Source organism: Knoellia terrae (assembly GCF_048606435.1).
GTDB classification, from domain to species: domain Bacteria; phylum Actinomycetota; class Actinomycetes; order Actinomycetales; family Dermatophilaceae; genus Knoellia; species Knoellia terrae.
Genome location: NZ_JBMBWH010000001.1, coordinates 43,052 through 70,048, shown reverse-complemented (window position 1 = coordinate 70,048; position 26,997 = coordinate 43,052). Strand labels below are relative to the sequence as shown.

The following is a 26,997-nucleotide window of genomic DNA, read 5'->3' as shown; positions in this document are numbered from 1 at the left end:
TCACGCTCCGTGGCGTTCGGTGTGGACGGTGTTCAGGGGCGCGAGGTCGGCAGCGCCGTCCTCGATGAGGAGTCGGGCGAGCGCGCGACCGACGCGCTCGGCGTCGGCGGGCAGCCCGGTGGCGGAGCGTCGGAGCTCGCCGGTGCCGTCGGTGCTCGCGACGACGGCACGCAGGGACAGCTCGTCCCCGTCGTCGCCGAGGACGATCTCGGCGAGCGCGCCGATCGGTGCGGAGCAGCCGGCCTCGAGCTCGGCGAGGACCGCGCGCTCGGCGACCACGCAGGCGCGGGTGTCCGCGTCGTCGAGGGCGGCGACGGCGTCGCGGGTGGCGGTGTCGGCGGCGCGGACCTCGACGGCGAGGGCGCCCTGGCCGGGGGCCGGAAGCATCTGGATGGGGTCGAGCACCTCGGTGACGACCGACGTGCGAGACAGCCGCGAGAGACCGGCCTGGGCGAGCACGACAGCGTCGAGCTCGCCGTCGGTGACCTTGGCGAGCCGGGTGTCGACGTTGCCGCGCAGCTCGCGCAGCTCGAGGCCGAGGCCGAGCGCCTCGAGCTGGGCCCGGCGGCGCGGCGAGCCGGTCCCGACGGTGGCGCCGGCGGGCAGCTCACCGAGCGTGAGCCCGTCGCGGGCGACGAGCGCGTCCCGCGGGTCCTCGCGCACCGGGATGCCGGCGACCACGAGGTCGTCCTCGGGCGTGGTCGGCAGGTCCTTGAGCGAGTGGACGGCGAGGTCGACGGTGCCGTCGCGGAGGGCGTCGCGCAGCGCCGACACGAAGACGCCCGTGCCGCCGAGGGTCGCGAGCGGCGTGGTGCGGTCGCGGTCGCCGGCCGTCGTGATCTCGACGAGCTCGACGTCGTGACCGAGCTCGCGCAGCCGGTCGGCGACCCAGGTGGACTGGGTCGTGGCGAGGGCGGAGCGACGGGTGCCGAGGCGCAGGGTCATCGCGTCTGCTCCTCGTCGTCGGCCGGACCGCGCAGCGGAGGGGTGGAGACCACGGACACGTCGTGCGGGTGCAGGTCGAAGAGCTCGCTCAGCGCCCTGGCGTAGCTGCCGCCCTGGCCGCTCTGGGCCATCTCCTTGACCCGCACGGTGGGAGCGTGGAGGAGCTTCTCGACGATGCGGTGCACGGCGCGCTGGACCTCGGCGCGGTCGCCCTCGGCGAGCTCGGGGGTGCGGCGCTCGAGCCTGGCCATCTCCTCGTCGACGACCTCCTTGGCGCGGCTGCGCAGGGCGGCGACGGTCGGGGTCACGGCCTCGGCCGAGCGCTCGGTGAGGTAGGCAGCGACCTCAGCGGTGACGATGTCGCGGGCCGCGCGGACGTGGGGGACGTCGCCGGCACGGCTGAGCAGGTCGCCCAGCTCGGCGAGCCCGATGCGGGTGACCCCGTCGAGGTCCGCCACGGCGATGTCGACGTCGTGCGGGAGGGCGAGGTCGACGAACAGCTGGGGGCGACCGTCACGCTCGAGGCGGGCAGCCTCGACGTCGGGGGCGGTGATGACGACACCGGTCGCACCGGTGCTCGAGATGACGATGTCGGCGTCGCTCAGGGCCTCGGCGCGGTTCTCCCACCCGATGGCGGTGCCGCCGACGCGCTCGGCGAGCCGCTCGGCCCTGGCGAACCCACGGTTGACCACGGTCACGGACGCGGCGCCCGCCTGGGTCACCGTCGTGGCGGCGAGGGCCCCCATTCCACCCGCACCGACGACGAGCACGCGGGCGCCGGCGACCGGCCCCACGACGTCGTCGGCGAGGGCCAGCCCGGCACTGACGAGGGAACGGCTCACCTCGTCGATCTCGGTCTCGCTGTGGACCCGCTTGCCGACCCGGAGGGCCTGCTGCAGAAGGGTGTTCAGCGCCGGGCCCACGTGGCCGCGGCGCTGCGCCCGGCTCAGCTCGGCGCGGAGCTGCCCGAGGATCTGGGCCTCACCGACGGCCATCGAGTCCAGGCCTGCGGCGACGGAGAACGCGTGGGCGATGCCACGGTCCTCGTAGTGCACGTAGAGGTGCGGCTGGAGCTCGCCCAACGGGACACCGGTGGACGCGGCGAGCGCCTCGGACACCGCCGTCAGCGACCCGTGGAAGGTCACGCCCTCGGCGTAGACCTCGGTGCGGTTGCACGTCGAGAGGACGACCGCCTCGACGACGTGCTCCGAGCCGACGATGGCACTCTCGAGCCGGCCGCGCGACTGCGGGTCGAGAGCCGCCGCCTCGAGGAGCTCGATGGGGGCGCCGTGGTGCGACAGCCCGAGGACGAGGAGGCTCACAGCGCCACTCCGTCGACATCGGTGCGCGCCGCCAGGTCGAGCTCACCGGTGCGGCGCTGCTCGTGGAAGGCGAGGATCTGCAGCTCGGTCGACAGGTCGACCTTGCGGACCATGACGTCGCTCGGCACGTCGAGCACGCAGGGGGCGAAGTTGAGGATGGAGCGGACGCCGACACCCACGAGGCGGTCCGCGACGTCCTGGGCGGAGTCGGCCGGCGTGGCGATGACGCCGATCGCGAGCCGGTCCTCGCGCACGAGGTCGTCGAGGTCGCTCATCGGCCGCACGTCGCGCTCGCCGACCGACGTGCCGACGAGGGCGTCGTCACGGTCGAGGAGCGCGATGACGTTGAAGCCGCGCGTCGCGAAACCGCTGTATGCCGCGAGCGCCCGTCCGAGGTTGCCCATGCCGACGATCGCGACAGGCCAGTCCTGGGTGAGGCCCAGGGCCGTGGAGATCTCGTAGGCCAGGCGGTCCACCTCGTAGCCGACACCGCGCACGCCGTACGAGCCGAGGTGGGAGAGGTCCTTGCGGAGCTTGGCCGAGCTGACGCCGGCGGCCGCCGCGAGCTCCTCGGAGCTGACCGAGCTGATGCCGCGCTCGGCGAGGTTGGTCAGGGCCTGCAGGTAGCCGGGAAGTCGTGCCACGGACGCGTCCGGGATGCCCCGGCGGGCTGCGACGTCGGCGGACACGTGGCCTTCGGCTCCTGTCTGGAAGTGGTGGTACCCGGCCAGCGTACGCACTTGTGAAGCCATGCACAAAGTCACAAGCCGACCCCCGCACCGGGTGGTGGCACGGTTCTGGTACAAGCGCGCTGTGCAACCGTTTACTCCCGGCTGCGACCCGTCGCGACGGCTGTCAGGCGGGCGGTCGGGCCAGCGCGGCGCGGAGCCGGGCGGGGTCGACCCGCCAGTAGTCGTGCTGGCGCCCGTCGACCAGCGTCACCGGGATCTCCTCGGCGTAGCGCGCCATGAGGTCCGGGCTGTCGAGGATCGAGACCTCGGTGAACGACTCCCCCAGCTCGGCGGTCACCTCGGCGACGACGGCCCGGGCGGCCTCGCAGAGGTGGCAGCCGGGCTTGCCGATGAGGGTGACGCGCGGGTCGGGAGCGGACGGCATACGGGATCGCCTGTCAGAAGAAGACGGAGCGGCGCTGCATGAGCAGCGAGTAGAGGGTCTGCTGGATCGTCTCGCGCACCTGGTCGGTGAGGTCGAAGACGAGCATCGGGTCGTCCGCGGCCGACTCGCCGTGGCTCGAGGTGTCGATCGGTGCGCCGAACTCGATGATCCACTTGCTAGGGAGCGGGATCAGCCCGAGCGGTCCGAGCAGCGGGAACGTCGGCGTGATCGGCGCGTAGGGCATGCCGAGCAGGCGCGCCACCGTCTTCATGTTGCCGAGGATCGGATAGGTCTCCTCGGCGCCGATGACGGACGTGGGGATGATCGGCACGCCGGCCTTGAGAGCGGCCGACACGAAGCCGCCCCGGCCGAAGCGCTGCAGCTTGTAGCGCTCCTTGAACGGCTTGCCGACGCCCTTGAAGCCCTCGGGGAAGACCCCGACGAGCTCGCCCTTGGCGAACAGCCGCTCGACGTCCGACTGCGCCGCGAGGGTCGAGCCTCCGCGACGGGCCATGGTGCCGATGAACGGCGTCTGGAAGACGAGGTCCGCGCCGAGCGCCCGCATGATCCGGTGCTGCGGGTGCTCGTCGTGCAGGGCCTGGGCGACCATGAGCGAGTCGAGCGCGACCGTGCCGGAGTGGTTGCTGACGATGAGCGCACCACCCTCGGCGGGGATGTTCTCGAGGCCACGCACCTCCACCCGGAACCAGCTGCGGTAGATCGGTCGCAGCAGCGGGAAGATGACGTTCTCGGCGAAGTGCTCGTCGTAGCCGAACTCGTCGACCGAGTAGTCGCCCTCGATCCGGCGGCGCAGGAACGCGAGCGCCGACGCGATGCGGCGCTCGATCTCCTCCGGCGAGACCCCGGCGCCCTGCGCGGCGATGCGCATGGCGGCGATCGACGCGCTCAGCAGCTCCTCGATGCCGGGCACCGGCAGGGCCATGTCGGTCTGCGTGGCCGTCGGGTCCGGGGAGGGGGTTCGCTTTGCCGGGGCGGGCACGGGGTCGGGCACGGCAGCCACGCGCAGGTGGCGCCGGGCGGCCTCGTCCGCCGCTCGCCTGGCGCGCGGGCTCTGCGGTCGTATGCCGGCCTGCCGGGTCGCCTTGGTCGAGGCCGTGCCTCGGGCGGTCGGGCTGGGGCGGTGCGCGGTGCGCGGCGCCGACGCAGGGCTCTCGGCAGCGGCGGGTGCCGGGGTGGCAGCCGTCCCCGGGGTCGCCTCGACGGGTGCCGTGGACAGCAGCGGGGTGGAGCGGCGGCGGGCGCGCTCACCGGAGGCCCGGGCGGCGCCGGCGGCCACGGACGACGTCCTGCGGGGGGCACTGGCCCGCTTGGCCTCCACCGTCTTCGCCGTCTTCGCCGTCTTCGCCGTCTTCGCCGTCTTGGCGGTCGCCGTCTCGGCGGGGGTCGCCTTGGTGGCCGCCGTCTCGGCGGGGGTCGCCTTGGTGGCTGCCGCCTCGGTGGCTGTTCCCTTCGCGGGCTTGGTCGGGGCTGACGTCTTCGCCGCGGTCTTCTTCGTCGCCATCAGTGCCTCCTCCCCCGGGTCGAGACACCCAGGACCTGCTGGGCGGCACCGACGAGCCCGCCGACCGCAGCGGACGCCGCGTCGAGCGACGGCAGCACCGGGGTCACGGTGCGGGCGAAGTCCTCGAAGGCCGCGCGGGTGGTGAACGTGGGCATGAAGCCGAAGCTCTCGCGCATCACGGTCGTGTCCATGCCCCGGCCGAACGCGAGGAACGACATCTGGTCGGGGCTGAAGTCGACGAGACCGAAGCGCTTGCCGAGTCCGCCGAGCGGTCCGGCCGCGGCCATGGGCACCATGACGTAGGGCCGTCGCACCAGCCCCGCGGCCTGCGTCACGGTGAGCACGCCGTCGCCGGCGAGGTTGACCACTCCGGTCGTCAACCCCGTGACCCCACGCACCAGGGCAGCGATCGCGTCGTCCTCGTGGAAGAACTGGAGGCGGGCGTCGTAGCCGAGCGGGATCGGGATGACCGGCAGGTTGAAGTAGTCGGTGATCGAGGTGCGGATCCGCGGACCGATGATGTTGGCGAAGCGCAGCGTGAGGATCTCGGCGTCCGGCCGGCGTCGGGCGAAGCCGCGCACGTAGCCCTCGACCTCGATCGAGTCCTTGCCGAAGCCCGACGAGGGCAGCCGCTTGGCCGACATCTCCTCGGTGAACATCGCCGGGTCGCGCGGGGTCGAGCCGTAGACGGCGGCGGTGGACTTCACGACGAGCCGCTTGACCGTCGAGGCCTTCTGGCACGCAGCGAGCAGCTGCATCGTGCCGATGACGTTGATCTCCTTCTGCGGGGTGCGTCCCCCGGCGAAGGTCGGCGTCGCGATGACGTTGGCGTGCACCACCGTGTCGACGTCGCCCTGGGCGATGACCTTGCCGATCATCGGGTTGCGGATGTCGGCGCGCACGAACTCGGCGCGGCCGAGATCACGGGGCGGAGGGATGACGTCGACGCCGATGACCCTGTCGACGGAGGGGTCGGCCGCGAGCCTCCGGGCGAGCACGCCCCCGATGTAGCGGGAGACCCCCGTCACGAGCACCACCTGGCCCACGGACACTGCCTCTCTTCACGTCGGTTGTGTCGAGCCCGACCCTACTTGCCGCCGACGGGTCGCGGAAACGCATGGAGAGGGCGGTCACCCCGGAGCGACCGACGGCCCCCGCCACGAGTGGCAGGGGCCGTCGGTCGCGTCAGGGACGCGTCACTTCTTGTTGCGGCGCTGGTGGCGCGTCTTGCGAAGCAGCTTGCGGTGCTTCTTCTTCGCCATGCGCTTGCGGCGCTTCTTGATCACTGAACCCATGAGCAGTCCTTGCTGTGGAGAAAATGCTTACGAACGACGTGGACCAGCAGCTGCTGGTCGGCCGGCGCGGCCGACCGGCGCGCGTGTGTCAGGGGCCAACCCTACCGGCGCCGGGCCCGCGCGCCCAAACGGGTCCGCACACGACGAAGGCCGGGCCATGCCGGCCCGGCCCTCGTCGCAGATCCCTACTCGTTCACGCGGTGCCCATGTAGGAGTCCCGGAGATACTTCTGCACCTCGTCCTCGGGAACCCGGAAGGACCGACCGACACGCACTGCGGGGAGCTCGCCCGCGTGGACCATGCGATAGACGGTCATCTTCGACACGCGCATGATCGAGGCCACCTCGGCGACGGTCAGGAACCGCGCCTCGGCAAGACGTTCGTGGGACATCTCCACCTCGATCTTCTGCATGCTCGCATCGCCGACTTCCCCGTCGGCGGTCATCTACGGGCTGCAAGAAGCAACCATAGGGGCTGGTGTGACCATTGGGGAAGTCGCTGGAGCGGAATGTTTGCCGCGTCCAGTCGACACGCGGGTCAGTGGGGGAAATTCCCCCACTAGTCGAACCACGGGTCGAGCCCGTGGAGGGGGAACACCGCTTGGCGCGTGGCGAGGATGGCCGCGTCGAGGGGCCGGTCGGGGTTGTGCCCCATCTCCCACGGCTGCACCCAGATGGGGAGCTCGGCGGGGTCGAGGTCACCCATCGTCGCGGGCCCGTCGCGACCGGTGACCTCGAGGGCGTGGTCGCGCCAGGACTGAGGCACGGCGGTGCTCACCGGGACGGGGGTGTGGGCCGCGATGGCGGCGAGGTGCGTCCACGACCGGGGCACGACGTCGACGAGCTCGTAGCCCCCACCGCCGAGGGCGACCCACTTGCCGTCCGCGTGGTCGTGGGCCAGCCGGTGGAGGCACTCGTGTGCCCGGCGCTGGGCGTCGATGGAGACCGACAGGTGGGCGAGCGGGTCCTGCCGGTGGCTGTCGCAGCCGTGCTGCGAGACGAGGACCTGGGGGTCGAACGCCGCGACCACCTGGGGGACGACGGCCTCGATCGCCCGCAGCCACTCGGAGTCACCGGTGCCCGGGGGCACGGCGACGTTGACCGCCGTCCCCCGTGCGTCCGGTCCGCCGACGTCGGCCGGCCAGCCGGTCCCGGGGAAGAGCGCCCGTCCGGACTCGTGCACCGAGACCGTGAGGACCCGCGGGTCGTTCCAGAAGATCCGCTCCACCCCGTCGCCGTGGTGGACGTCGATGTCGACGTAGGCGACCCGCTCCGCGCCGTTGTCGAGGAGTCGCTGGATGCCGACGGCGATGTCGTTGTAGATGCAGAACCCTGCGGCATGGGTGGCCATGGCGTGGTGCAGCCCGCCGCAGTAGTTCACCCCGTGGTCGATCTCCCCGCTCCACACGGCGTCGCAGAGGTCGACCGTCCCCTGCACGATCCGGGCGCTCGCCTCGTGCATCCCCGCGAAGGCCGGGTCGTCCTCGGTGCCGAGGCCTCGGCGCTCGTCGGCGCGGGCGGGGTCGGCCGAGGCCGCGCGCACCGCCGCGACGTAGCCCGCGTCGTGAACCGTCTCGAGCAGCTCGTCGCTCGCGACACCCGGACTGACCACCTCGATGCCGTCCAGGACCCCCAGCGCCTCGGCGAGCCGGGTCGTCAGGGCCAGTCGCACGGGACCCATCGGGTGGGTCGGCCCGAAGTCGTAGGCCGTGAAGCCGTCGTCCCAGACGAGGCGCGTGCGATGAGCCATGTCGGGCACGCTACCCGGCAGGGGCCGTGGGAGGGCTAGCCTCGACCCGTTGTGTCCGTCGTCAGGAGGAATGCGTGGGAGGCAAGAACAGCGATCTCGACGTCCTCGTCGTGGGCCTGGGTCGGTTCGGTGGGGCTGCGGCCCTCGAGCTGCGCCGTCTGGGCCACCGGGTCGTCGCCATCGAGAAGGACGGGTTCCTCGCCGAGAAGTTCCTCGGACGGCTCAGCTCGGTCATCCATGCCGATGCCACCGAGGCCGAGGTGGTCAGGGATGCCAAGGCGCAGCGCTACAAGATCGCCGTGGTCGGCGTCGGCTCCTCGATCGAGGCGTCGGTCCTCGCCTCGGCGAACCTCGTGGACGCCGGCGTCCCCGACATCTGGGCCAAGGCGATGTCACCCGAGCACGCGCGCATCCTCGACCGGATCGGTGTGCAGCACATCGTCCGGCCCGAGGCCGACACGGGCCGGCGCGTCGCCCACCTCGTCGGCGGCAAGCTCCAGGACTACATCGAGTTCGACGACGGGTTCGCCATCGTCAAGATGCGCCCGCCCACCGAGGCCATCGGCTTCACCCTGGCGCAGAGCGCGCTGCGCTCGAAGTACGGCGTGACGATCGTCGGCGTGAAGGCCCCCGGCGAGGACTTCACGTATGCCGTCCCCTCCACCAAGGTCTCCGCCCACGACACCCTCATCGTCAGCGGCCCCACCGAGCTCCTCGAACGCCTCGCCTCCCGCCCCTAGGACCAACAAGCCGCGAGGCAGAGACGCGGGCCCGGGACAAGCGGGCAAGGAGCCGCGCATGCCGAGCGGAGCGAAGGCGTATGCCGTTCGCCGCTGGCTGGGCCTGGCGGGAGCGGGAAGCGCGCTCAGCGCGCGAGCCGCGGATGGGACTGCGGCGAACGGCATACGCCTGCGCGACAGCCCAGCGACGGGCGGAAGAGCCTAGAAGTCGGTAGGAACGGACCCGCGGTCGCCGCCGAGCGCCAGCACCATGGCTACCTCGTCCTCGTCGTCCTCGCTCTTGACCCGCATGGGCCGGCGCTCGGCCGTGGGACGGAAGCCGAAGCCGCTGGCGAACGCCACGGCCCGGCCGTTGTCGCTGCCCACCCAGTAGGCGAGCTGACGCTGGCCCTTGTCACGAGCGAGCACGGCGCCGGCGCGAACGAGCGCGGTGGCCACACCGCTGCCGCGCGCCTCGGGCGAGACCCAAAGGCCAAACAGCTCCGAGGTGTGCGGGTTCTCGTCGGACGAGGCACCCACGCTGACGATGCCGAGGGCCGCGGAGTCGCGCTCGGCGACGAGACGGTCGGAGCGCGTCATCCGCAGGCGCCAGAAGTCCTCGTCGAAGGCTTCTTCCTCCTCGAGCGTGGCCGCAAAGGCCTCCGGCGACTCGCGCAGAGCGGTCAGCCGAATCTCGCGGTACTGCTTCCAGTCCTCTTCGCCCAGCGGGCGCACGGTGATCTCGCTCATGGGACCACTGTCCCCGACCCCTCGGAGCGGGAGCAACCCGGGTCCACCCTGACGGAGTACCCGATCTCCCGGATCCCGCCGTAGAGCGGGTTGTCCCACGTGCTGCCGTCACGGACGAAGCCATGGCGCTCGTAGAGCCGCATGGCGGGCAGGTTCTCCTCGGCGACCTCGAGGCGCACCTGGGCGTACCCGGCCTCACCGGCCGCGCCGAGGGCGGTCGCGACGAGGAGGTCACCGACGCCCCTGCCGCGCACCGACGCCGAGACCCACATGCCGATGAGGTACACCTCGTCGGCGGACTGCCGGGCGTCGTGCCAGAGCGAAACCGTCCCGACGGGCCGGTCGGCGTCGAGCGCCAGCCACACCGTCATCGAGGTGAGCCGGGCGAGCCAGGACTCGTCGGGATAGGCCGCGCTCACGGCATACGTGTTGGCGAAGGCGCGTGGCGTGTCGAGCAGCGCGGCGAGGCGGACGTCGCGGTAGGTGCGCCAGTTGTCCTCGGTGACCGGGACGATGCTGACGGAGTGGCCGCGCTCAGCCACCGGAGAGCTCCCGCGAGCGGATCGCGGCAGCCTCCATCGCACTGATGAACGCCGCTCGCACCTTGTGGTCGTCGAGCTCGCGCAGGGCGGCCGCGGTCGTCCCGCCCGGGGAGGTGACCTGCTCACGCAGGACGGTCGGGTGCTGCCCGGTCTCGCGCAGCATCGTCGCAGCGCCGTAGAGGGTCTGGGTCACGAGCTCGGTGGCCGTGGAGCGCGGCATCCCGAGGACGACGCCGGCCTCGATCATCGCCTCGACGACGTAGAAGATGTAGGCCGGCCCGCTGCCGGAGATCGCGGTCACCGCGTCCAGCTGCTTCTCCGGCACCTCGGTCACCTTGCCGGTGGCGGCGAGCAGCTCGATGGCGTGCTGGAGCTGCTCGGGCACGCAGTGCTTCCCGGCGCTGACCGCCGCCATCCCCTGGTCGACGAGGGCCGGGGTGTTGGGCATGACCCGGACGACCGAGCGCCCTTCTGCCAGGCGGCTCTCGAGGAACTCGGTGGTGATGCCGGCAGCGAGGCTGACGACGAGGTTGCCCTCGGCGACGTGCGGGCTGATCTCGTCGAGCAGCGCGGCCATGTCCTGGGGCTTGACGACGAGGACGAGGGTGTCGGCCTTCCGGGCCGCCTCGACGTTGCTGAGGGCCCGAACGCCGTACTTGTCGGTCAGCTCGGCGGCGCGGTCGGCGCGGCGCTCGGTGATGAGGAGGTCGTCCGCGGGCCGGCCGGCTCGCAGCAGCCCCGAGAGCAACGTCTCGCCCATGACACCCGCACCGAAGATCGCCACCGTTCCCATGGCGCGAGAGTAGTGCCCGCCGGTCGGACGCGTCGGGCTGGTCAGCCCTTGGAGACGAGGCTGCGCAGGAAGAACGTGAGGTTGGCGGGGCGCTCGGCCATCCGGCGCATGAGGTAGCCGTACCACTCCTCGCCGAAGGGCACGTAGACGCGCATCTGGTGACCACGGTCGGCGATACGGGTCTGCTCGTCGGGGCGGATGCCGTAGAGCATCTGGAACTCGTACGAGTCGGGCTCACGGCCCTGCCGGCTGGCCAGCGCACGCGCGATGTCGATGAGGCGCGGGTCGTGGCTCGCGACCATCGGGTAGCCCTCGCCGGCCATCAGCACCTTGAGGCACCGCACGTAGGACAGGTCGACGTCCTCGGCGTCCTGGTAGGCGACGGAGGCCGGCTCCTTGTAGGCGCCCTTGCACAGGCGGACGCGACTGCCTGCCGTGGCGAGGTCGCGGCAGTCGGACTCGGTGCGGTGGAGGTAGGACTGGAGGACGGCCCCGGTCTCCGGGAAGTCCTTGCGGAGCTCGGCGAGGATCGACAGCGTCGAGTCCGTCGTCGTGTGGTCCTCCATGTCGAGCGTCACGGTCGTGCCCGCGTCGGCGGCCGCCTCACAGATGGTGCGTGCGTTGTCGAGGGCGATCCGCTCGCCGTCCTGCGGCAGCGACTGGCCGACGGCGCTGAGCTTGACGCTGACCTCGGCGGCGCCGAACTGGGACAGGTCGCGTGCCTTGAGCGCCCGGAGCAGCCCGACGTAGGTGTCGACGGTGTGAGCGGCCTGCCCTGCGTCGAGCGTGTCCTCGCCGAGGTAGTCGATCGTCGCCATGCGGTTCGTGGCACGCAGCCGGGCGGACGCCTCGACCGCGTCGGCGATCGCCGTGCCCGGCACATAGCGCTGGACGACGTGCCGGCTCACCGGCGCCTTCTCGATGGTCGTGCGGACCATCGACGAGTCGGACAGGTGCAGGAGGGTTCCGCGAAGGAGGTCTGAGGCGTCCACGCAGGTCAGGCTAACCGCTCCACTCAGGACGTATGCCGGCGACGCACCTCGCGCTGCGGGCGCCCCGTCGCGTCAGGGGGTGCGCCGTCGCAGGGTGAGGCTGCCGAGCGCGAGGGCGAGCACGATGGCGGCGACGATGACCGAGAGGTCGCCCGAGACCTCCCCGAGCGGCTCCGGGACCGAGGCGATCGTGCGCATCGCGTCAACGGCATACGAGAGGGGGAGCCAGTCGGAGACGGCCGCGAGGACGCTGGGCAGGGACTCGCGGGGCACGAGCAGCCCGCACAGCAGGAACTGCGGCAGGACAAGCGCCGGCATGAACTGCACCGCCTGGAACTCGGTCGACGCGAACCCGCTCACGAGCAGACCCAGCGCGGTGCCGAGCAGGGCGTCGCAGACGGCCACGACGACGAGCAGCCACACGGGGCCGGCGACGTCGAGGTCGCACACCCAGACGGCGAAGGCCGTGGCCACCAGCGCCTGCATGACGGCCATCGTGCCGAACGCGATGGCGTAGCCGAGCATGAAGTCGCCCTTGCCCAGCGGGGTCGTGAGCAGCCGCTCGAGCGTGCCGGAGGTGCGTTCGCGCAGGGTCGCCACGCTCGTGACGATGAACATGACGACGAACGGGAAGACCCCGAGGAGCGCCGCGCCGGTCCGGTCGAAGACCGGTGTCCCGTCGAAGATCCAGGCGAGCAGCCCGACGAGCACGCACGGCACGACGAGCATCATCGCGATGGTGCGGTGGTCGGAGCGGAGCTGGCGCAGGATGCGCACCGCGGTGGCGAGGGTGAGCCGGGCGTTCACGACCGCTCCCCCGTCCGCGCGGCGTCGTCCACGAGGCCGAGGAAGGCGTGCTCCGCGTCGACCGCCCCGGTGCGTGCGAGCAGCTCGGGGAGCGTCGAGTCACTGAGGATCGTCCCCTCGCGGAGCAGGAGGAGGCGGTCGCAGCGGGTCGCCTCGTCCATGACGTGGCTCGACACGAGGAGGGTGCGTCCCTGCTCGTGGGCCAGGCGCCGGAAGAGGTCCCAGAGGTCGCGGCGCAGGACCGGGTCGAGCCCCACGGTCGGCTCGTCGAGGACGAGCACCTCGGGGTCGCCGACGAGGGCCGCGGCGAGTGAGACCCGTGACTTCTGGCCGCCGGAGAGGCGCCCGACCGGGGTGTCGGCGTGGCTGGTGAGGTCGACCGCGTCGACGGCGCGGTCGACCGCGTCGCCGCTCGCTCCGAGGACGGTGGCGAAGTAGCGCAGGTTGTGGCGCACGGTGAGGTCGGCGTAGACGCTGGGCGCTTGGGTGACGTAGCCGACGCGGCGCCGGAGGCCGGCCGAGCCGGCGGGCTTCCCGAGGACGGTCACCTTCCCCGACTCGACCTGCTGCACGCCGACGATGGCGCGCATCAGGGTCGACTTGCCCCCGCCGCTCGGGCCGAGCAGGCCCACGACCTCCCCGGCGGGCACGCGGACGCTGAGGTCGGGGAGGACCACCCGCTCGCCGCGGACCACCCGCAGGTGCTCCACGACGATGGCGTCGCTGGTTTTCATCATGTGATGAATTTAGACCCGCTGACGGGATGGCACAACCCCCTTTTCTCGCGGGCCTCGGCTGCGCCCGAGGCGTCAGCCTTCGGGGAGCAGGTGCGCCTGGAGCGTGGGGCCGAGAACGGCGACGATCTCGTCCACGGACGCGTCCGCGAGCGCCGGCACACGCACGACGTAGCGGAGCACTCCCATCCCGATGAGCTGGGCCGCGCCGAGGGCCACCCGCACCTCGAGGGACCCGGCGCCGGCCGGGCGCTCGTCGTCCACCTGCAGCGTCTCGACGACGCGGCGCAGGATCTCGTGCCCGACGAACTCCCGCACCATCCGGGCATGCTCCTCCTGGGCCGCCGCGGCGGCGAACATCGCGGCGAAGCGCTGGCGCCCCTCGGGGGTGTCCCAGACCGACAGGAAGACCCGGGCGAGGGTCTCACCCAGCTGGGCCCGCGGGGCCGCCGCGATCCTCTCGACGAGGACGGCCGGGTCCGCCGGCAGGGCGAGCACCTCGGCGAAGAGGGCGGACTTGCCGTCGAAGTAGTGGTGCACCATCCGTGGGTCGACGCCTGCCCCGCGGGCGACGGCTCGCATCGACGTGCCGTCGTAGCCGCGCTGGGCGAACTCCGACCGGGCCGCGGTGATGATCGCTGCACGGGTGTCCTCTCCGCCGGGCCGACGCCCCCGCGGGCTCATGCGTCCTCCTCGACCTCGAGGGCGGCGGCCAGGTGCAGCCGGCAGAACGCGAGGGACTCGACGAGCGACATCTCACGCTGCTCGGCCGTCATCCGACGGGTCGAGATCTCGACGACGACCGAGCCGGCAAAGCCGTTGTGCACCAACGCATCCAGCACCCCCGCGCAGGGTTGCGACCCCCGGCCGGGAACGAGGTGCTCGTCCTTCATCGACCCGATCCCATCGGCGAGGTGCAGGTGCGTCAGGCGCGGCCCCAGCGCGGCCACCATCTCCAGGGCGTCCGAGCCGGCGGTGGCGGTGTGCGAGAGGTCCAGGGTGACGTGGTCGTACGGCTGGGGCACCGGGTCCCAGTGCGGCAGGTAGGCCTCGATGACGCGGTTGCCCACACGCCACGGGTACATGTTCTCGACGGCGATGGTGATCCCGGAGTCGTGCTCGCGGGTGGCGATGCCGTCGGTGAAGTCCCGTGCGTACTCCTTCTGCCAGCGGAACGGCGGGTGCAGCACGACCGTCCTCGCGCCCACCTCGTGCGCCAGCTCGAGCGACCGGTCGACCTTGCCCCACGGCTCGACGCCGAAGATCCGCTGGCTGATGAGCAACGTCGGGGCGTGGATCGACAGGATGGGTACGCCGTGCAGCTCGGAGAGCGCGCGCAGCGCGCCGGCCTCCTGCGTCACCGGGTCGGTCCAGACCATGACCTCCACGCCGTCGTAGCCCATGCGGGCGGCGTACTGGAAGGCGGACGCGCAGTTCTCCGGGTAGACCGACGCGGTGGACAGCGTGACCGGGATGTCCGGGATGGCCACCCCGTCACGGGGCGCCATCAGTGCATTCCGTCGAGCCTGCGCAGGATGATGCCCTCGCGCAGCGCCCACGGGCAGATCTCGAGCCGGTCGACCCCGAGCAGGTCCATCGTCGCCGAGGCCACGATGCCTCCGGCGAGCAGCTGCCGGGCCCGCGAGGCCGAGACACCCGGGAGGCCGCTGCGCTGGGCGGCGGTCATGGTGGCGATCCTCGGCAGCACGGCGTCGAGGGCGGCGCGCTCGAGGAAGCGGACGGCATACATGCCCTCGGAGCTGGGAGCCGCGCCGGTGACGCGGGCGAGCGAACGCATCGTCTTGGACGTGCCGACGACGCGGTCCGGTGCACCGGCCTTGGCGAGCGGGCGGAGCTCGCGGGCGATGGTGGCGCGCACGTGCTTGCGGGTGGCCCGGACGGCGGCCTCACCCGGAGGGTCGCCGGCCAGGTGGTCGCGGGTGACGCGTCCCGCGCCGAGCGGCAGCGAGATCGCGACGTCGGGGTCCTCGTCCATCCCCTGCGCGATCTCGAGGGAGCCTCCGCCGATGTCGGCGACGAGCAGGGTGCCGGCGGACCACCCGAACCACCGGCGGGCCGCGAGGAAGGTCAGGCGTGCCTCGTCGGTCCCGGAGAGGACCTCGAGCAGCACCCCGGTGCGGTTCTTGACCTCGGCGAGGACCTCGTCACCGTTGGGCGCCTCGCGGATGGCGCTGGTGACGAAACCCATGAGGTCCTCGACGCCGGAGTCGTCGGCGACCGCGAGGCACTCCTCGACGAAGCTGCAGAGCTGGTCGCGGCCCGAGTCGGCGATCGCGCCGGAGTCGGTGACGTGCTCGGAGAGCCGGAGCTCGCGCTTGTGGGAGCTGGCCGGCAGCGGCTGGGCCCCGCTGTGGGCGTCCACGACGAGGAGGTGCACGGTGTTCGAACCCACGTCGATCACCCCGAGCCGCATGGGTCCACGGTAGTCGGCGTCCGCGACATAGGGTGAGCCGGTGGCCGAGACCCCGCTGGACATCCCCCGGACCTGGGTGGAGTTCCCGGACCCCGCCGACCCGGCACAACGGTTCCGGTGCGACCTCACCTGGCTGACCTCGCGCTGGACGTGCATCTTCGGCTCGGGCTGCGAGGGCATCTACGCCGACCGCCCCGACGACGGGTGCTGCACCCTCGGCGCCCACTTCTCCGACGACGACGACCTCGCCCGCGTGGCGGCCGTCGTCAAGGAGCTGGGTGAGGACGAGTGGCAGATGCGGCCCGACCGCAAGAACCCCACCAAGGTCTCGGCCTGGACCGAGGACGAGGACGGCGCCCGCAAGACCAGGGTCGTCGACGGTGCCTGCATCTTCCTCAACCGTCCCGGCTTCCCGGCGGGGGCGGGCTGCGCCCTGCACCAGCACGCCGTCCTCACCGGCGAGGCCCCGCACACGCAGAAGCCGGACGTCTGCTGGCAGCTGCCGATCCGGCGGACCTTCCGCACGGTCGAGCAGACCGACGAGACGAGCTACCTCGAGGTGTCGATCGGCGAGTACGACCGGCGCGGCTGGGGGCCGGGCGGGCACGAGCTCGACTGGTACTGCTCCGGCAACCCGGACGCGCACGTCGGTGCCGAGCCGGTCTACCGCAGCAACCGCGCCGAGCTCGTCGAGCTCATGGGCGAGCCGGCCTACCTCGAGCTCGTCCTCCGCTGCGAGGCCCACCTCGCCGCGGTCAAGGCGCTGCGCACCCCGGCCTCCCGCCGGCTGCTGCCGCTCTTCGTCCACCCCGCGACGGTCGCCGCCGGCACCCCCGCCCTCCGCAAGGGCCGCTGACCCCCAGACACACCGTGGTCGTCCTCCCGCTCACCGGCGACACCCCCGGACGTGCGCACTTTTCGACCAATAGGTCACAAGATGTCGGCAACGTTCGCGTCAGGCTCGGAGGTCGAGGGCCAGGTCGAGGATGGGCGAGGAGTGGGTGAGCCCGCCGACGCTGAGGTAGTCGACACCGGTCGCGGCGTAGCCGGCGGCGACCTCGAGGGTCAGGCCTCCGGTGGCCTCGATCTCGACCTGCTCGCCGGTCGAACGCACCGCCTCGACGGTCTCCCGCAGCAGTGTCGTGGACATGTTGTCGCACAACAGGAACCGCGCTCCCGCCGCGACGGACTCCAGCGCCTCGGCCGTCGTGGTCACCTCGACCTGCACCGGCACCTGCGGAAACTGCTCGCGCACCGCTGCGTATGCCGCGGCGAGGCTTCCGGCGGCCAGCTTGTGGTTGTCCTTGATCATGGCGACGTCGTGCAGGCCCATCCGCTTGTTGGTGCCGCCACCCGCGCGCACCGCGAACTTCTCAAGGGCCCTCAGGCCCGGTGTGGTCTTGCGGGTGTCGAGCACCGTTGCGCCCGATCCCTCCAGGACGTCGGCCCAGCGCCGGGTGTGGGTCGCGACCCCGGAGAGGCGGCTGACGACGTTGAGGAGGGTCCGCTCGGCGACGAGGGTGACCCGGGTCGACCCCGAGAGCTCCGTGACGACGTCACCACGCGACACGCGGTCGCCGTCGGCGACCTTGGCCGTCACCTCGACCGGTGTGGCGCCCAGCCGGCGGGCGACCTCGTCGAGGGTCAGCGCGATGACCGCCACCCCCGCGACGACGCCGTCCTCTCGCGCGACGACGGCCGCGTGGGTGGTCTGCGACTCGGGGATCGTGGCCGTCGTGGTGACGTCGACGCCGTCGGGGCCACCGAGGTCCTCGTCGAGGGCGCCCGTCACGACACGGCGGGCGTCCGCCTCGGGGAAGGTGAGGTCGGTCGCGTGCTTTGTCACGGCGGGGTCCGTTCGGTGAGGTGGAGGGTTCGGTCGGGTGCCACGGTGACGCTCTGGCGGACGAGCCACCGGGCGTCGTCGCGGTCGGGGAAGTCGCTGCGCACGTGGCCCCCGCGCGTCTCCTCGCGCCGGCGCGCGAGCTCGGTCAGCGCCAGACCCAGGTGCAGCAGGTTGGTGGTCTCCCACGACCTCGGACCCGGCGCGGCGGTCGAGGGGGGCAACGCGGCCAGCTCGGCGAGCGTCGCCGCGGTGGCCGCCCCGGCGTCCGCCGAGCGCACCGGCCCGGAGCCGTGCGTCATCGCCCGCTGGACGGTCAGGCGCTGCGAGCTGTCGACGAGGGCCCCGGGCGAGGTGTCGCCGGCACGACTCGGCGAGGCGGGGACCACGGCGTCGGGCAGCTCGCCGGCCGCGATGCGCGCCGGGATGTCGAGGGCGATCCGGCTGGCGAAGACGAGGCCCTCGAGCAGGCTGTTCGAGGCGAGCCGGTTCGCGCCGTGCACCCCGGTGCACGAGCACTCACCGCACGCGTAGAGGCCGGGCAGCGACGACCGCCCGTGCAGGTCCGTCTCGATCCCGCCGGACGCGTAGTGCTGCGCCGGCGCGACCGCCAGCAGGTCCGTCGCCGGGTCGAAGCCCAGCGACCGGCAGCTCGCGACGATCGAGGGGAAGCGCGCCGCGAGGAAGTCGGCGCCGAGGTGTCGCGCGTCGAGGAAGACGTGGTCGGTGTCCTGCTCGCGCATCGTCTCGAGGATCGCCCGGGCCACGACGTCGCGCGGCGCGAGGTCCTCGAGCGGATGGCGTCCCTCCATGATCCGGTGGCCCTGGGCATCCACGAGGAAGGCCCCCTCGCCGCGGACCGCCTCGGAGATGAGCGGCTGCTGGCCGGTCGAGCCCTCGCCGAGGAACAGCACGGTCGGGTGGAACTGGACGAACTCCAGGTCGGTCATCCGAGCCCCCGCACGCAGCGCCGCGGCCATCCCGTCGCCGGTGGCGACCGGCGGGTTGGTGGTCGAGGTGTAGATCTGGCCGAGCCCACCGGTGGCGAGGACGACGGCGCGTGCGTATGCCGCACCCACCCCGTCGAGCTGCCCCTCACCGATGACGTGGAGCGTCACGCCCGTCACCGGTGCCCCGACCCGGGCATGGTCCTGCAGCAGGTCGACGACGAGGGCGTGCTCGACCACCTCGATGCCGGGGTCGTCGATGACGCGGTGCAGCGCGGCGATGAGCGCGCGGGAGATCTCGCGCCCCGTGGCGTCGCCGCCGGCGTGGGCGATGCGGTCGCGGTGGTGGCCACCCTCCCGGGTCAGCTTGATCTCGCCCTCCGCGTCGAGGTCGAACTCCGCACCCAGGGCGACGAGCTCGTGGACCCGGGGCGGACCCTCGGTGACGAGCGCCGCCACGGCCTCTCGGTCGCAGAGCCCGACACCGGCCACGAGGGTGTCCTCGAGGTGCTCGGCCGGGGAGTCCTCCGGGTGCAGCGCGGCCGCGATGCCGCCCTGCGCCCACGCCGTCGAGCCCTCGTCGAGGACGGTCTTGGTCACGAGGAGCACCCGGTCGACCTGCTCCCGAAGCCGCAGCGCACACGTCAGCCCGGCGATGCCCGAGCCGACGACGATGACGTCGGCGGAGGTGGTCCAGCCGGGCGCGGGCGCGGTGAGCGCCCGCGGGATGTGGACCGGCGGGCGGTCGGGAGCAGGGGCGCGGTCCGGGGCCGAGGCGCGGTCGGGGGCGGACGGCATACTCAGGGCGTCCGGAGTCGGGGAGGCCGCGGTCACCCGTGGGAGCGCTTCGTCACGGCCGACGTCATGAGGCCGTAGCCCTCCGGGACGTCACCGCCGTCGTCGCCGACCTCGACGATCCTGTTGTCCTTGTCGACGAAGACGACGTGCGGGTCGTGGCTGCGTGCGTCCTCGTCGGTCATGGACGCGTAGGCGATGATGATCACGGTGTCGCCGGGCGAGATGAGCCTGGCGGCCGCGCCGTTGATGCAGAGGATGCCGGTGCCGCGCTCGCCCTCGATGGCGTAGGTCGTCAGCCGGTTGCCGTTGTCGACGTCGACGACGTCGACCTGCTGTCCGGGGAGCAGGTCCGCGGCCTCCATGAGGTCCATGTCGATGGTGAGCGAGCCGACGTAGTGCAGGTCGGCCTGGGTCACCGTCGCGCGGTGGATCTTGCTGTGCAGCATGTAGCGGTACATGGGCGTGGGCTCCTGGGGTCAGCCGGCGGCGGGGCCGGCGGGGGTCGTGCCGTTCGGGTCGGGCTGCGAGAAGACGTCGAGGCGTCCGCCACCCGGCCCGACGAGGATCGGGGTGTTGTCGATGAGCCGGGTGGTGCCGACGCGGGCGGCGACGGCGAGCAGGGCCTCCCCGCGGTACCACTCGGGCACGTCCTGGAGGGTGCTCGGGTGGACGAGGACGAGGTAGTCGACGAGGGCGAGCGGCTCCTCGACGAGCACTGCGCGGGCGGCGCGGCGGATGGCCGAGGGGCCGAGGGCTGCGGCCTCACCGCCTCGAGCGAGCGCCCGGCTGAGGCAGAGGGCGACCTCACGGTCGGAGGGGGTGAGGTAGGTGTTGCGGCTGCTGAGGGCGAGCCCGTCGCTCTCCCGCACCGTCGGGACGGAGACCACCTCGACGGGGAAGTCCAGGTCACGCACCATGCGCCGGATGAGGAGGAGCTGCTGCGCGTCCTTCTGCCCGAAGAAGGCCCGGCGGGCACCGGTGAGGTGCAGCAGCTTGCCGACGACGGTGAGCATGCCGTCGAAGTGCCCGGGACGTGACGTGCCCTCGAGGACGTCGCCGAGCGGACCGGCCGAGACGCGCACCCCGGGGTCGCCGTCGGGGTAGACCACGTCGGGGGTGGGCGCGAAGACGAGGTCGACCCCGGCGTCGGTGGCGATCCGCATGTCGTCGTCGAACGTGCGGGGATAGCGGGACAGGTCCTCCTTGGGACCGAACTGCAGGGGGTTGAGGAAGATCGTGAGGATGACGTGCTCGGCCGCCCGCCGCGCCTCGCGGATCAGCTCGGCGTGCCCCTCGTGCAGCGCCCCCATCGTCATGACGACCGCGACGTCGTCGCCGCTGAGCGCGGCACGGGCGGCGCGCAGGTCGTCGCGGCTGGTCACGACCAGCGGCGTGGTCGGGGCTTGGGTCACGGGGGTGGCTCCTGGTCGGCGAGGATGTCGAGCAAGGGCTCGGCGGCCGACGGCTGGAGCCGCCCGCTCTCGAGTGCACGCACCGCGGTGGCCCGGGCCATGGCGACGTAGGTCGTGCGGATCTCGGGGGAGATCCGGTCCAGCTCGCGCAGGTGCGTGCCCACGGTACCCACATCGCCGCGGGCGACGGGACCGGTGAGCGCTGCGTCACCCAGGCGCAGGGCGTTGTCGAGGGCGGCGCGGCTGAGTGGGCCCAGGACCGCGCGCGGGTTCTCGACACCGGCGGCCCGCAGCACCTCCATCGCCTCGGCGACCAGGGTGACGAGATGGTTGGAGCCGTGCGCGAGCGCCGCGTGGTAGGCGCTGCGCTGTTCCTCGGCCACCCACACCGGGTCACCCCCCATCTCGACGACGAGCGCCTCCGCCATCGGGCGCAGCGCCTCCGGGCCGCTGATGCCGAAGGCGCACTCCTCGAGCCGGCCGAGGTCGAGGGCGGTCCCCGTGAAGGTCATCGCCGGGTGGATCGCCAGCGGGAGGACGTGCGAGCGCATCGCCGGCCGCAGGATGCTCGTGCCGTGCCGGCCCGAGGTGTGCACGACGATCTGTCCCGCCTGCCACGCGTCGGTGGCCGCGAGACCGCTCACCAGCTCGGCCAGGGAGTCGTCGGGCACGGCGAGCAGCACGAGATCGGCGCCGTCGATGACGTCGGGCACGTCCCTGAGCGGGACACCCGGGAGCAGCGCGGCCGCACGGTCCCGGCTCTCGTCGCTCACGGCATACGCGGCCTGCACGTGGTGGCCGGCGCGGCCGAGCGCGGCACCCAGGACGGCACCGACGCGACCGGCGCCGATGACCCCGATCGAGAGCCGCGCGGGGTGCTCGCCTGCGTTCACGCCCCCAAACCTAGGCCTTGTGTGCCCCAGCGGAAGCCAGAGGTTCCGCTCAGGCACACAAGGCAGCGAGTCCGTGGTGAGCCGCCGCTGGCGCTGGATGTCGTCCTCCCAGTGCTCCACCTTCATGTGGAACGCGCCGTCCACCTCGAGGACGAGCACGGTGCCGTCGGGCAGGTCCCACTCGCAGTCGGTGTAGCGCCACCGGCCGGCGTGGTCCTTGCGACGCCGCTGGCGGGTCGGGCGTGGCAGGCCGTGGTCGCGGCACATCCGGGTCACGTCGATCTCCGCGAGCGAGCCGGCGCCACCCTCGATCTCCGCCAGCAGCACCCGGAAGCGGGGCGCACGCCGGAGCGGCTTCATGCGCTCCAGCTGCGCGCCGAGCCCGGCGGCCGTCGTGAGCCGCTCCTGGACGACCGCCGCCAGCAGCCCCTGGGCGGTCCGCCAGCTCGGTTCGTAGGCTGCGCACAGCAGGGCCGCGGGCTCCACCCGAGCCATGGGCAGCTCCCGGCTCCCCGAGTGCCACAGGTCCAAGGGCCGTCGGGTCCGGAACCAGTCGACCCCGGCAAGCGGCTCGAGGTGCTCTTCGTCATGGACCAGCACGGTGATGTCCGGGCGGTGCCAGTTCGCGAGCCCGTGGAGCTCGAGCGCGCTGTAGCCACCCACGATCGCCGGCGGCCCGGCGTGCAGCACCCCGAGCCACGCGAGCTGCTCGCGGGTGAGGTCCCCGGTGAACGTGCTGACCACGGAGGGGCTGCGCTCCCGCCACCGTTCGGCCGCCAGCTGCGCGTCCACGTGCTTGCGCGTGAAGCCGGCTCGCCGCAGCTGCCGGCGGGCGACGACCCCGCTCTGGCGGTTGGCGAGCGCGACGACCTCGGGTGGAAGCGGCCTCATGACCCGTGATGCTGTCCAAGAACGGGGACCCGGCCGCCGCGTCATCCACAGGACCTCCCACCGGCTGCCTTGTGTGCCCCAGAGGAACCTCCGGCTTCCGCTGGGGCACACGAGGCAGGATTCAGGCATGCAGAGGTGGCGCGAGGCGTGGCAGGACGCGCTCTACGGACCGGACGGCTTCTACCGGCGCGACGAGGGACCCGCCGGGCACTTCACGACCTCCGCGCACGGGGAGCTGGGTGCCGTCCTCGCCGAGGTGGTCGCGCGCCTCGCCGACGACAGCGGCGTATGCCGTGTGGTCGACCTCGCGTGCGGCCGCGGGGAGCTGCTCGCGCACCTGCACGACCAGCGCCCCGAGCTCGAGCTCCTCGGGGTGGACGTCGTGGACCGCCCGGCCGGCCTCCCGGAGGCCGTGGCGTGGCTGCGCTCCCCCGGCGGCGCCGGGCTCCCCGACGGCCTGGGCGGCCTCGAGGCCCTCGTCCTCGCCCACGAGTGGCTCGACGTCGTCCCGTGCACCGTTGCGGAGGTCGACGGCGACGGCACCCTGCGCGAGGTCCTCGTGGACCAGTCCGGCACCGAGTCGTTGGGCGACCCGATCGACGGCGTGGAGCTCGCCTGGGCGGACGCGTGGTGGGCCACGACGACACCCGGCGAGAGGGTGGAGATCGGGCTCAGCCGTGACATCGCCTGGCGAGACCTGCTGTCCCGCAGTGCATCTGGCCTCACCGTCGCCGTTGACTACGGGCACACGAGGACCACCCGTCCGGCGCGCGGCAGCCTCACGGCATACCGGTCCGGGGTCCTGACCGACGCCGTCCCGGACGGGCAGCACGACCTCACCGCCCACGTCGCCGTGGACAGCCTCGGCGCTGACGAGGTCGTGACCCAGCGCGACCTCCTCCGGCGACTCGGCTTCACGGCGTCGACCCCGGACCACGCCGGGGCGAGCACCGACCCGCTCGGCTACGTGCGCGACCTGGGGCGCAGCAGCAGCATCGCCGCGCTCACCGACCCGGACGGGCTCGGCGGCTTCTCCTGGGCGATGACGCGGCATACTCGGGGCCATGCCTGAGTCGACGTCGCGGACGACCACGGTGGCCGTCGGCGCCGGTGGCCTCGCGACGGCCGACATGGTGCTCAACATCGGCCCGCAGCACCCGGCCACCCACGGCGTGCTGCGGCTGCGGCTCACGCTCGACGGGGAGCGCATCGTGCGTGCCGAGCCGATCATCGGCTACATGCACCGCGGTGCGGAGAAGCTCTTCGAGGTGCGGGACTACCGGCAGATCGTCGTCCTCGCCAACCGCCACGACTGGCTCTCGGCGTTCAGCAACGAGCTCGGCGTCGTCCTCGCAGTCGAGGAGATGCTCGGCATGGAGGTGCCCGAGCGGGCCGTGTGGCTGCGGACGATGCTCGCCGAGCTCAACCGGGTCCTCAACCACCTCATGTTCCTGGGCTCCTACCCGCTGGAGCTCGGCGCGATCACGCCGGTCTTCTACGCGTTCCGCGAGCGCGAGGAGCTGCAGGCGGTGATGGAGGAGGCCTCCGGCGGGCGGATGCACTACATGTTCAACCGCGTCGGTGGTCTCAAGGAGGACGTCCCGGCGGGCTGGCTCGGCCGGGTCGACCACGCCGTGCAGGCCGTGCGCGGACGGCTCCCGGACCTCGAGTCGATGCTCGTCGGCAACGAGATCCTCAACGCCCGCACGCGTGGGGTGGGCGTGCTGGACGCCGCCACCGTCCACGCCTACGGCGTCTCCGGACCCATCGCCCGCGCCTCGGGGGTCGACGTGGACCTGAGGCGGGACCAGCCCTATCTCGCGTATGCCGGCCTGTTCGCCGAGGGTGGACCCGGCCGGGTCGTGACGCGCACCGCGGGAGACTGCCTGTCGCGCCTCGAGGTGCTGCTCGAGCAGGTCCACGTCAGCCTCGACCTCGTCGAGCACTGCCTGTCGGTGCTCGGGTCCCTGGCTCCCGGCCCGGTGAACCAGCGGCTCCCCAAGGTGCTCAAGGTCCCGGAGGGCGAGACCTATGTCGCGACCGAGAACCCGCTGGGGTTCAACGGCTACTACCTCGTCTCGCGGGGCGAGAAGACGCCGTGGCGCCTCAAGCTGCGCTCGGCGTCGTTCAACAACGTGCAGGTGCTCACCGAGCTGCTGCCGGGGACGCTCGTCTCCGACATGGTCGCGATCCTCGGCTCGACGTTCTTCGTCGTCGGGGACGTCGACAAGTAGCCCGTCCTGCGGGCCGTTCGGGTTCGCGAACCGAGGTGTGGCTCGCAGGCCCGATCGATCCGGTCCACGAGCGACGAACCGGTTCGGGAACCCGTTCGTGCGGGTCAGTCCTCGTCGTCGTCGCGAGGGTCGACCCGGCACCAGTGCTGCGCGATGAGCCCGGCGAGCGCCAGCACGACGGCGGCACCCACGAGCACCCCCAGGCGCCAGAGCCGGTCCTGGTTCGCCACGAGCGAGAGGTCACCGGCCACGACGGCGAGCTGGCCGGCATACCAACCGACGGCGGCGGCACCGGTGAGGGTGGCGGCCTGCGCGAGCACGACGATGCGGGCCGCGCGCAGCGGGTCGAGGCGGCGCGTCGAGCGGCCGCCGAGGTAGGCGCGCACCGGCCAGGCGAACCCGAGGACGAACGCGGCCATCGCAACGAGCAGCGTCGCAGCCAACCAGGAGGGCCGGGGCACGAGGGTGCCCTCGCCGGTGGTGAGCTCCCACAGCAGCCACGACGCGCCACCGACTGCGAGCGCGACGAGCAGCGCGGTGCCGGCGCGGACGCCGCGACCTGTCACCACCCGTCCTCCAGGAGGTCGACGTCGGGTCCGAGGACCACGCCCTCTCGCCCGACCTCGGCGAGGAGCTCGGAGACGCGTCGCACCTGGCCGTCGACCCGCAGGGTCGCCTCGGCATCCGCGTCCGCCCACGGCACGAGGACGAAGGCGCGCTCGTGGGCGCGAGGGTGGGGCAGGGTCAGGGCGTCGGTCGCCAGGCGGACGTCGGTGTCGAAGACGGGGTCGCCGTACTGGATGAGGTCGAGGTCGAGCGTGCGCGGGCCCCAGCGCTCCTTGCGGACCCGGCCGTGCTCGAGCTCGATGTCCTGCATCGTGCGCAGCAGCCGCTGCGGCGACATCTGCGTCGTGCCGACGACGACGGCGTTGAGATAGGCGGACTGCGCCGGGCCGCCCACCGGGGCCGTCTCGTAGACCCGCGAGGCGGCCTTGAGGTCCAGGGCGATCCACAGGGCACTGACGGCGTTCTGGACCGTCTCGAGCGGCTCACCCATGTTCGAGCCGATCGCGATGACGACCGGGGTCTCGCGCACCCGCTCGACGGTCACGGCGACGTCGGTGAAGGGGTGGCCGACCGGCGCCTGCGGCTTGTGCACCGTGACGACGACCGACTCGACGAGCGGACGGGTCAGCACCTTGGCGGCGATCCGGTCGGCCAGGGCCTCGATGAGGTCGAGCGACTCGCCCTCGATGAGCGTGACGACGTCGGTGGCCACCTCGGCGTAGTTGACGGTGTCGACGAGGTCGTCGCTCGTCCCGGCCTGGGTGAGGTCGACGTCCATCTCCACGTCGACGACGAAGGTCTGCCCGTCACGCTTCTCGAAGTCGAGGACGCCGTGGAAACCCTGGGCGGACACGCCCTTGAGGGTGATGCGGTCGCTCATCGGGCCCCCCCCAGGGCGTCGGCCACGTCGAGCGCCCGCATCGTCGAGGCGACGTCATGGACCCGGACGGCCCAGGCCCCGTGCCGGGCCGCGTGGAACGACGTCACCGCCGTCGCGAGGTCGCGCTCGGTGGGGGGATGCGGGTCCGCCCCCTCGGCGAGACCGAGTCGGCCGAGGAACGTCTTGCGCGAGGTGCCGACGAGGACGGGGTGGCCGAGGGCCAGGACCTCGTCGAGCCGCCGGAGCAGGGACCAGTTGTGTGCCGCGGTCTTGGCGAAGCCGAAGCCGGGGTCGACGACGAGGTTCTCGCCACGGATGCCCTTGTCCTGCAGGGCGTCCAACCGCTCCAAGAGCTCGGCGCAGACCTCGGTGACGACGTCCGCGTAGATCGCGCGCGACTGCATGTCGGCGCTGTGTCCGCGCCAGTGCATGACGACGAACGGTGCGCCGGCGTCCGCCACGACGCCGGCCATGTCGTCGTCCGCGAGGCCACCGCTGACGTCGTTGACGAGCGAGGCGCCGGCGTCGAGCGCCGCGCCGGCGACCTCGGCGCGCATCGTGTCGATCGAGACGACCGCACCGGCCGAGGCGAGCTCGCGCACGACCGGCAGGACCCGTCTCAGCTCCTCCTCCACCGAGGGACGCTCGGCACCCGGACGGGTCGACTCACCACCGATGTCGAGGAGGTCGGCGCCCGCGGCGAGCAGCTCGCGCCCGTGGCCGATGGCCGCCTCGGGCTCGAACCACTCACCGCCGTCGCTGAAGGAGTCGGGGGTGACGTTGACGACGCCCATGACGAGCGGTCGGGGACC

General features: G+C 72.5%; 30 protein-coding genes. 4 read left to right on the top strand and 26 right to left on the bottom strand.

What is annotated here, in order from left to right; genetic code table 11:
• From hemC to ACOJV9_RS00315, 9 genes are all read right to left on the bottom strand, one after another.
• Window positions 1-945 (bottom strand): hydroxymethylbilane synthase, encoded by a 945-nt coding sequence (hemC, locus tag ACOJV9_RS00355; protein WP_420183194.1) that lies wholly within the window; start codon window positions 943-945, stop codon window positions 1-3.
• The gene (locus tag ACOJV9_RS00350) at window positions 942-2,267 is read right to left on the bottom strand and encodes a glutamyl-tRNA reductase (protein ID WP_420183193.1); all 1,326 of its coding nucleotides are present in this window, start codon (window positions 2,265-2,267) and stop codon (window positions 942-944) included. The genes hemC and ACOJV9_RS00350 overlap by 4 nt, the downstream gene beginning before the upstream one ends.
• Window positions 2,264-2,956 carry a redox-sensing transcriptional repressor Rex gene (locus ACOJV9_RS00345; RefSeq protein ID WP_420183192.1) on the bottom strand — a complete coding sequence of 231 codons (693 nt, stop codon included), beginning with the start codon at window positions 2,954-2,956 and terminating at the stop codon, window positions 2,264-2,266. Before ACOJV9_RS00345 ends, ACOJV9_RS00350 begins: the two co-directional genes overlap by 4 nt.
• Window positions 2,957-3,122: 166 nt before the next feature.
• Window positions 3,123-3,383 carry a glutaredoxin family protein gene (locus ACOJV9_RS00340; protein WP_420183191.1) on the bottom strand — a complete coding sequence of 87 codons (261 nt, stop codon included), beginning with the start codon at window positions 3,381-3,383 and terminating at the stop codon, window positions 3,123-3,125.
• A gap of 13 nt (window positions 3,384-3,396) precedes the next feature.
• Entirely contained in the window at window positions 3,397-4,905 is a 1,509-nt protein-coding gene (locus ACOJV9_RS00335) for a lysophospholipid acyltransferase family protein (protein ID WP_420183190.1), read from the bottom strand.
• Window positions 4,905-5,951 carry an NAD-dependent epimerase/dehydratase family protein gene (locus ACOJV9_RS00330; protein WP_420183189.1) on the bottom strand — a complete coding sequence of 349 codons (1,047 nt, stop codon included), beginning with the start codon at window positions 5,949-5,951 and terminating at the stop codon, window positions 4,905-4,907. The genes ACOJV9_RS00335 and ACOJV9_RS00330 overlap by 1 nt, the downstream gene beginning before the upstream one ends.
• A 150-nt stretch (window positions 5,952-6,101) precedes the next feature.
• Complete coding sequence (locus ACOJV9_RS00325) at window positions 6,102-6,200, bottom strand: 30S ribosomal protein bS22 (protein WP_003792170.1); 99 nt, start codon at window positions 6,198-6,200, stop codon at window positions 6,102-6,104.
• Between the two features lie 193 nt (window positions 6,201-6,393).
• On the bottom strand, window positions 6,394-6,591 hold the full coding sequence (locus tag ACOJV9_RS00320) for a helix-turn-helix domain-containing protein (protein ID WP_420183753.1): 198 nt from the start codon (window positions 6,589-6,591) through the stop codon (window positions 6,394-6,396).
• A gap of 167 nt (window positions 6,592-6,758) precedes the next feature.
• Entirely contained in the window at window positions 6,759-7,949 is a 1,191-nt protein-coding gene (locus ACOJV9_RS00315; protein ID WP_420183188.1) for an acetoin utilization protein AcuC, read from the bottom strand.
• 74 nt (window positions 7,950-8,023) lie between these two features.
• On the opposite strand from ACOJV9_RS00315, the gene ACOJV9_RS00310 reads away from it, so the two are divergent.
• Window positions 8,024-8,689 carry a potassium channel family protein gene (locus tag ACOJV9_RS00310; protein ID WP_420183187.1) on the top strand — a complete coding sequence of 222 codons (666 nt, stop codon included), beginning with the start codon at window positions 8,024-8,026 and terminating at the stop codon, window positions 8,687-8,689.
• Between the two features lie 201 nt (window positions 8,690-8,890).
• Here ACOJV9_RS00310 and ACOJV9_RS00305 read toward each other — a convergent pair whose 3' ends face one another.
• From ACOJV9_RS00305 to ACOJV9_RS00265, 9 genes are all read right to left on the bottom strand, one after another.
• Complete coding sequence (locus tag ACOJV9_RS00305; protein ID WP_420183186.1) at window positions 8,891-9,418, bottom strand: GNAT family N-acetyltransferase; 528 nt, start codon at window positions 9,416-9,418, stop codon at window positions 8,891-8,893.
• Entirely contained in the window at window positions 9,415-9,960 is a 546-nt protein-coding gene (locus ACOJV9_RS00300) for a GNAT family N-acetyltransferase (RefSeq protein WP_420183185.1), read from the bottom strand. Before ACOJV9_RS00300 ends, ACOJV9_RS00305 begins: the two co-directional genes overlap by 4 nt.
• The gene (proC, locus tag ACOJV9_RS00295) at window positions 9,953-10,753 is read right to left on the bottom strand and encodes a pyrroline-5-carboxylate reductase (protein WP_420183184.1); all 801 of its coding nucleotides are present in this window, start codon (window positions 10,751-10,753) and stop codon (window positions 9,953-9,955) included. Before proC ends, ACOJV9_RS00300 begins: the two co-directional genes overlap by 8 nt.
• Before the next feature lie 41 nt (window positions 10,754-10,794).
• Window positions 10,795-11,745: a proline dehydrogenase family protein gene (locus tag ACOJV9_RS00290; protein ID WP_420183183.1), complete on the bottom strand. Its 951-nt coding sequence runs from the start codon at window positions 11,743-11,745 to the stop codon at window positions 10,795-10,797.
• A gap of 72 nt (window positions 11,746-11,817) precedes the next feature.
• Window positions 11,818-12,552 (bottom strand): ABC transporter permease, encoded by a 735-nt coding sequence (locus tag ACOJV9_RS00285; RefSeq protein ID WP_420183182.1) that lies wholly within the window; start codon window positions 12,550-12,552, stop codon window positions 11,818-11,820.
• On the bottom strand, window positions 12,549-13,289 hold the full coding sequence (locus ACOJV9_RS00280; protein WP_420183181.1) for an ABC transporter ATP-binding protein: 741 nt from the start codon (window positions 13,287-13,289) through the stop codon (window positions 12,549-12,551). Before ACOJV9_RS00280 ends, ACOJV9_RS00285 begins: the two co-directional genes overlap by 4 nt.
• A 72-nt stretch (window positions 13,290-13,361) precedes the next feature.
• On the bottom strand, window positions 13,362-13,970 hold the full coding sequence (locus ACOJV9_RS00275) for a TetR/AcrR family transcriptional regulator (RefSeq protein ID WP_420183180.1): 609 nt from the start codon (window positions 13,968-13,970) through the stop codon (window positions 13,362-13,364).
• A complete protein-coding gene (locus tag ACOJV9_RS00270; protein ID WP_420183179.1) occupies window positions 13,967-14,794 on the bottom strand; it encodes a sugar phosphate isomerase/epimerase family protein in 828 nt (275 codons plus the stop codon). The genes ACOJV9_RS00275 and ACOJV9_RS00270 overlap by 4 nt, the downstream gene beginning before the upstream one ends.
• Window positions 14,794-15,720 (bottom strand): Ppx/GppA family phosphatase, encoded by a 927-nt coding sequence (locus ACOJV9_RS00265; protein ID WP_420183178.1) that lies wholly within the window; start codon window positions 15,718-15,720, stop codon window positions 14,794-14,796. Before ACOJV9_RS00265 ends, ACOJV9_RS00270 begins: the two co-directional genes overlap by 1 nt.
• A gap of 40 nt (window positions 15,721-15,760) precedes the next feature.
• Between ACOJV9_RS00265 and ACOJV9_RS00260 the strand changes: the two genes are divergently transcribed.
• Window positions 15,761-16,576: a DUF3109 family protein gene (locus ACOJV9_RS00260; protein WP_420183177.1), complete on the top strand. Its 816-nt coding sequence runs from the start codon at window positions 15,761-15,763 to the stop codon at window positions 16,574-16,576.
• Between the two features lie 99 nt (window positions 16,577-16,675).
• On the opposite strand, the gene nadC is transcribed toward ACOJV9_RS00260, so the two are convergent.
• Genes nadC through ACOJV9_RS00235 form a run of 5 tightly spaced genes read right to left on the bottom strand, consistent with a single transcriptional unit; the run spans window position 16,676 to window position 22,504 of the window.
• Window positions 16,676-17,566 carry a carboxylating nicotinate-nucleotide diphosphorylase gene (nadC, locus tag ACOJV9_RS00255; RefSeq protein WP_420183176.1) on the bottom strand — a complete coding sequence of 297 codons (891 nt, stop codon included), beginning with the start codon at window positions 17,564-17,566 and terminating at the stop codon, window positions 16,676-16,678.
• On the bottom strand, window positions 17,563-19,308 hold the full coding sequence (locus ACOJV9_RS00250) for an L-aspartate oxidase (RefSeq protein ID WP_420183175.1): 1,746 nt from the start codon (window positions 19,306-19,308) through the stop codon (window positions 17,563-17,565). The genes nadC and ACOJV9_RS00250 overlap by 4 nt, the downstream gene beginning before the upstream one ends.
• Before the next feature lie 32 nt (window positions 19,309-19,340).
• Complete coding sequence (gene panD / locus ACOJV9_RS00245; RefSeq protein WP_420183174.1) at window positions 19,341-19,766, bottom strand: aspartate 1-decarboxylase; 426 nt, start codon at window positions 19,764-19,766, stop codon at window positions 19,341-19,343.
• Window positions 19,767-19,784: 18 nt separating this feature from the next.
• Window positions 19,785-20,720 carry a pantoate--beta-alanine ligase gene (panC, locus tag ACOJV9_RS00240; RefSeq protein WP_420183173.1) on the bottom strand — a complete coding sequence of 312 codons (936 nt, stop codon included), beginning with the start codon at window positions 20,718-20,720 and terminating at the stop codon, window positions 19,785-19,787.
• Window positions 20,717-22,504, bottom strand: a complete 1,788-nt coding sequence (locus tag ACOJV9_RS00235) for a DUF2520 domain-containing protein (protein ID WP_420183172.1) — start codon at window positions 22,502-22,504, stop codon at window positions 20,717-20,719. The genes panC and ACOJV9_RS00235 overlap by 4 nt, the downstream gene beginning before the upstream one ends.
• Window positions 22,505-22,631: 127 nt before the next feature.
• Here ACOJV9_RS00235 and ACOJV9_RS00230 point away from each other — a divergent pair, with 127 nt between their 5' ends.
• Both ACOJV9_RS00230 and ACOJV9_RS00225 read left to right on the top strand, forming a co-directional pair.
• The gene (locus ACOJV9_RS00230; protein WP_420183171.1) at window positions 22,632-23,576 is read left to right on the top strand and encodes an SAM-dependent methyltransferase; all 945 of its coding nucleotides are present in this window, start codon (window positions 22,632-22,634) and stop codon (window positions 23,574-23,576) included.
• Window positions 23,569-24,738, top strand: coding sequence for an NADH-quinone oxidoreductase subunit D (locus ACOJV9_RS00225; RefSeq protein WP_420183170.1), 1,170 nt, complete (start codon window positions 23,569-23,571; stop codon window positions 24,736-24,738). Before ACOJV9_RS00230 ends, ACOJV9_RS00225 begins: the two co-directional genes overlap by 8 nt.
• 104 nt (window positions 24,739-24,842) lie before the next feature.
• Here the strand turns inward: ACOJV9_RS00225 and ACOJV9_RS00220 are convergent, their stop codons facing one another.
• From ACOJV9_RS00220 to folP, 3 genes are read right to left on the bottom strand one after another with little or no spacing between them, the layout of a single operon-like run.
• Window positions 24,843-25,304 carry a DUF3180 domain-containing protein gene (locus ACOJV9_RS00220; RefSeq protein ID WP_420183169.1) on the bottom strand — a complete coding sequence of 154 codons (462 nt, stop codon included), beginning with the start codon at window positions 25,302-25,304 and terminating at the stop codon, window positions 24,843-24,845.
• On the bottom strand, window positions 25,301-26,185 hold the full coding sequence (gene folK / locus ACOJV9_RS00215; protein ID WP_420183168.1) for a 2-amino-4-hydroxy-6-hydroxymethyldihydropteridine diphosphokinase: 885 nt from the start codon (window positions 26,183-26,185) through the stop codon (window positions 25,301-25,303). The genes ACOJV9_RS00220 and folK overlap by 4 nt, the downstream gene beginning before the upstream one ends.
• Window positions 26,182-26,979, bottom strand: coding sequence for a dihydropteroate synthase (gene folP / locus ACOJV9_RS00210; RefSeq protein WP_420183752.1), 798 nt, complete (start codon window positions 26,977-26,979; stop codon window positions 26,182-26,184). Before folP ends, folK begins: the two co-directional genes overlap by 4 nt.
• Between the last annotated feature and the right edge of the window lie 18 nt (window positions 26,980-26,997).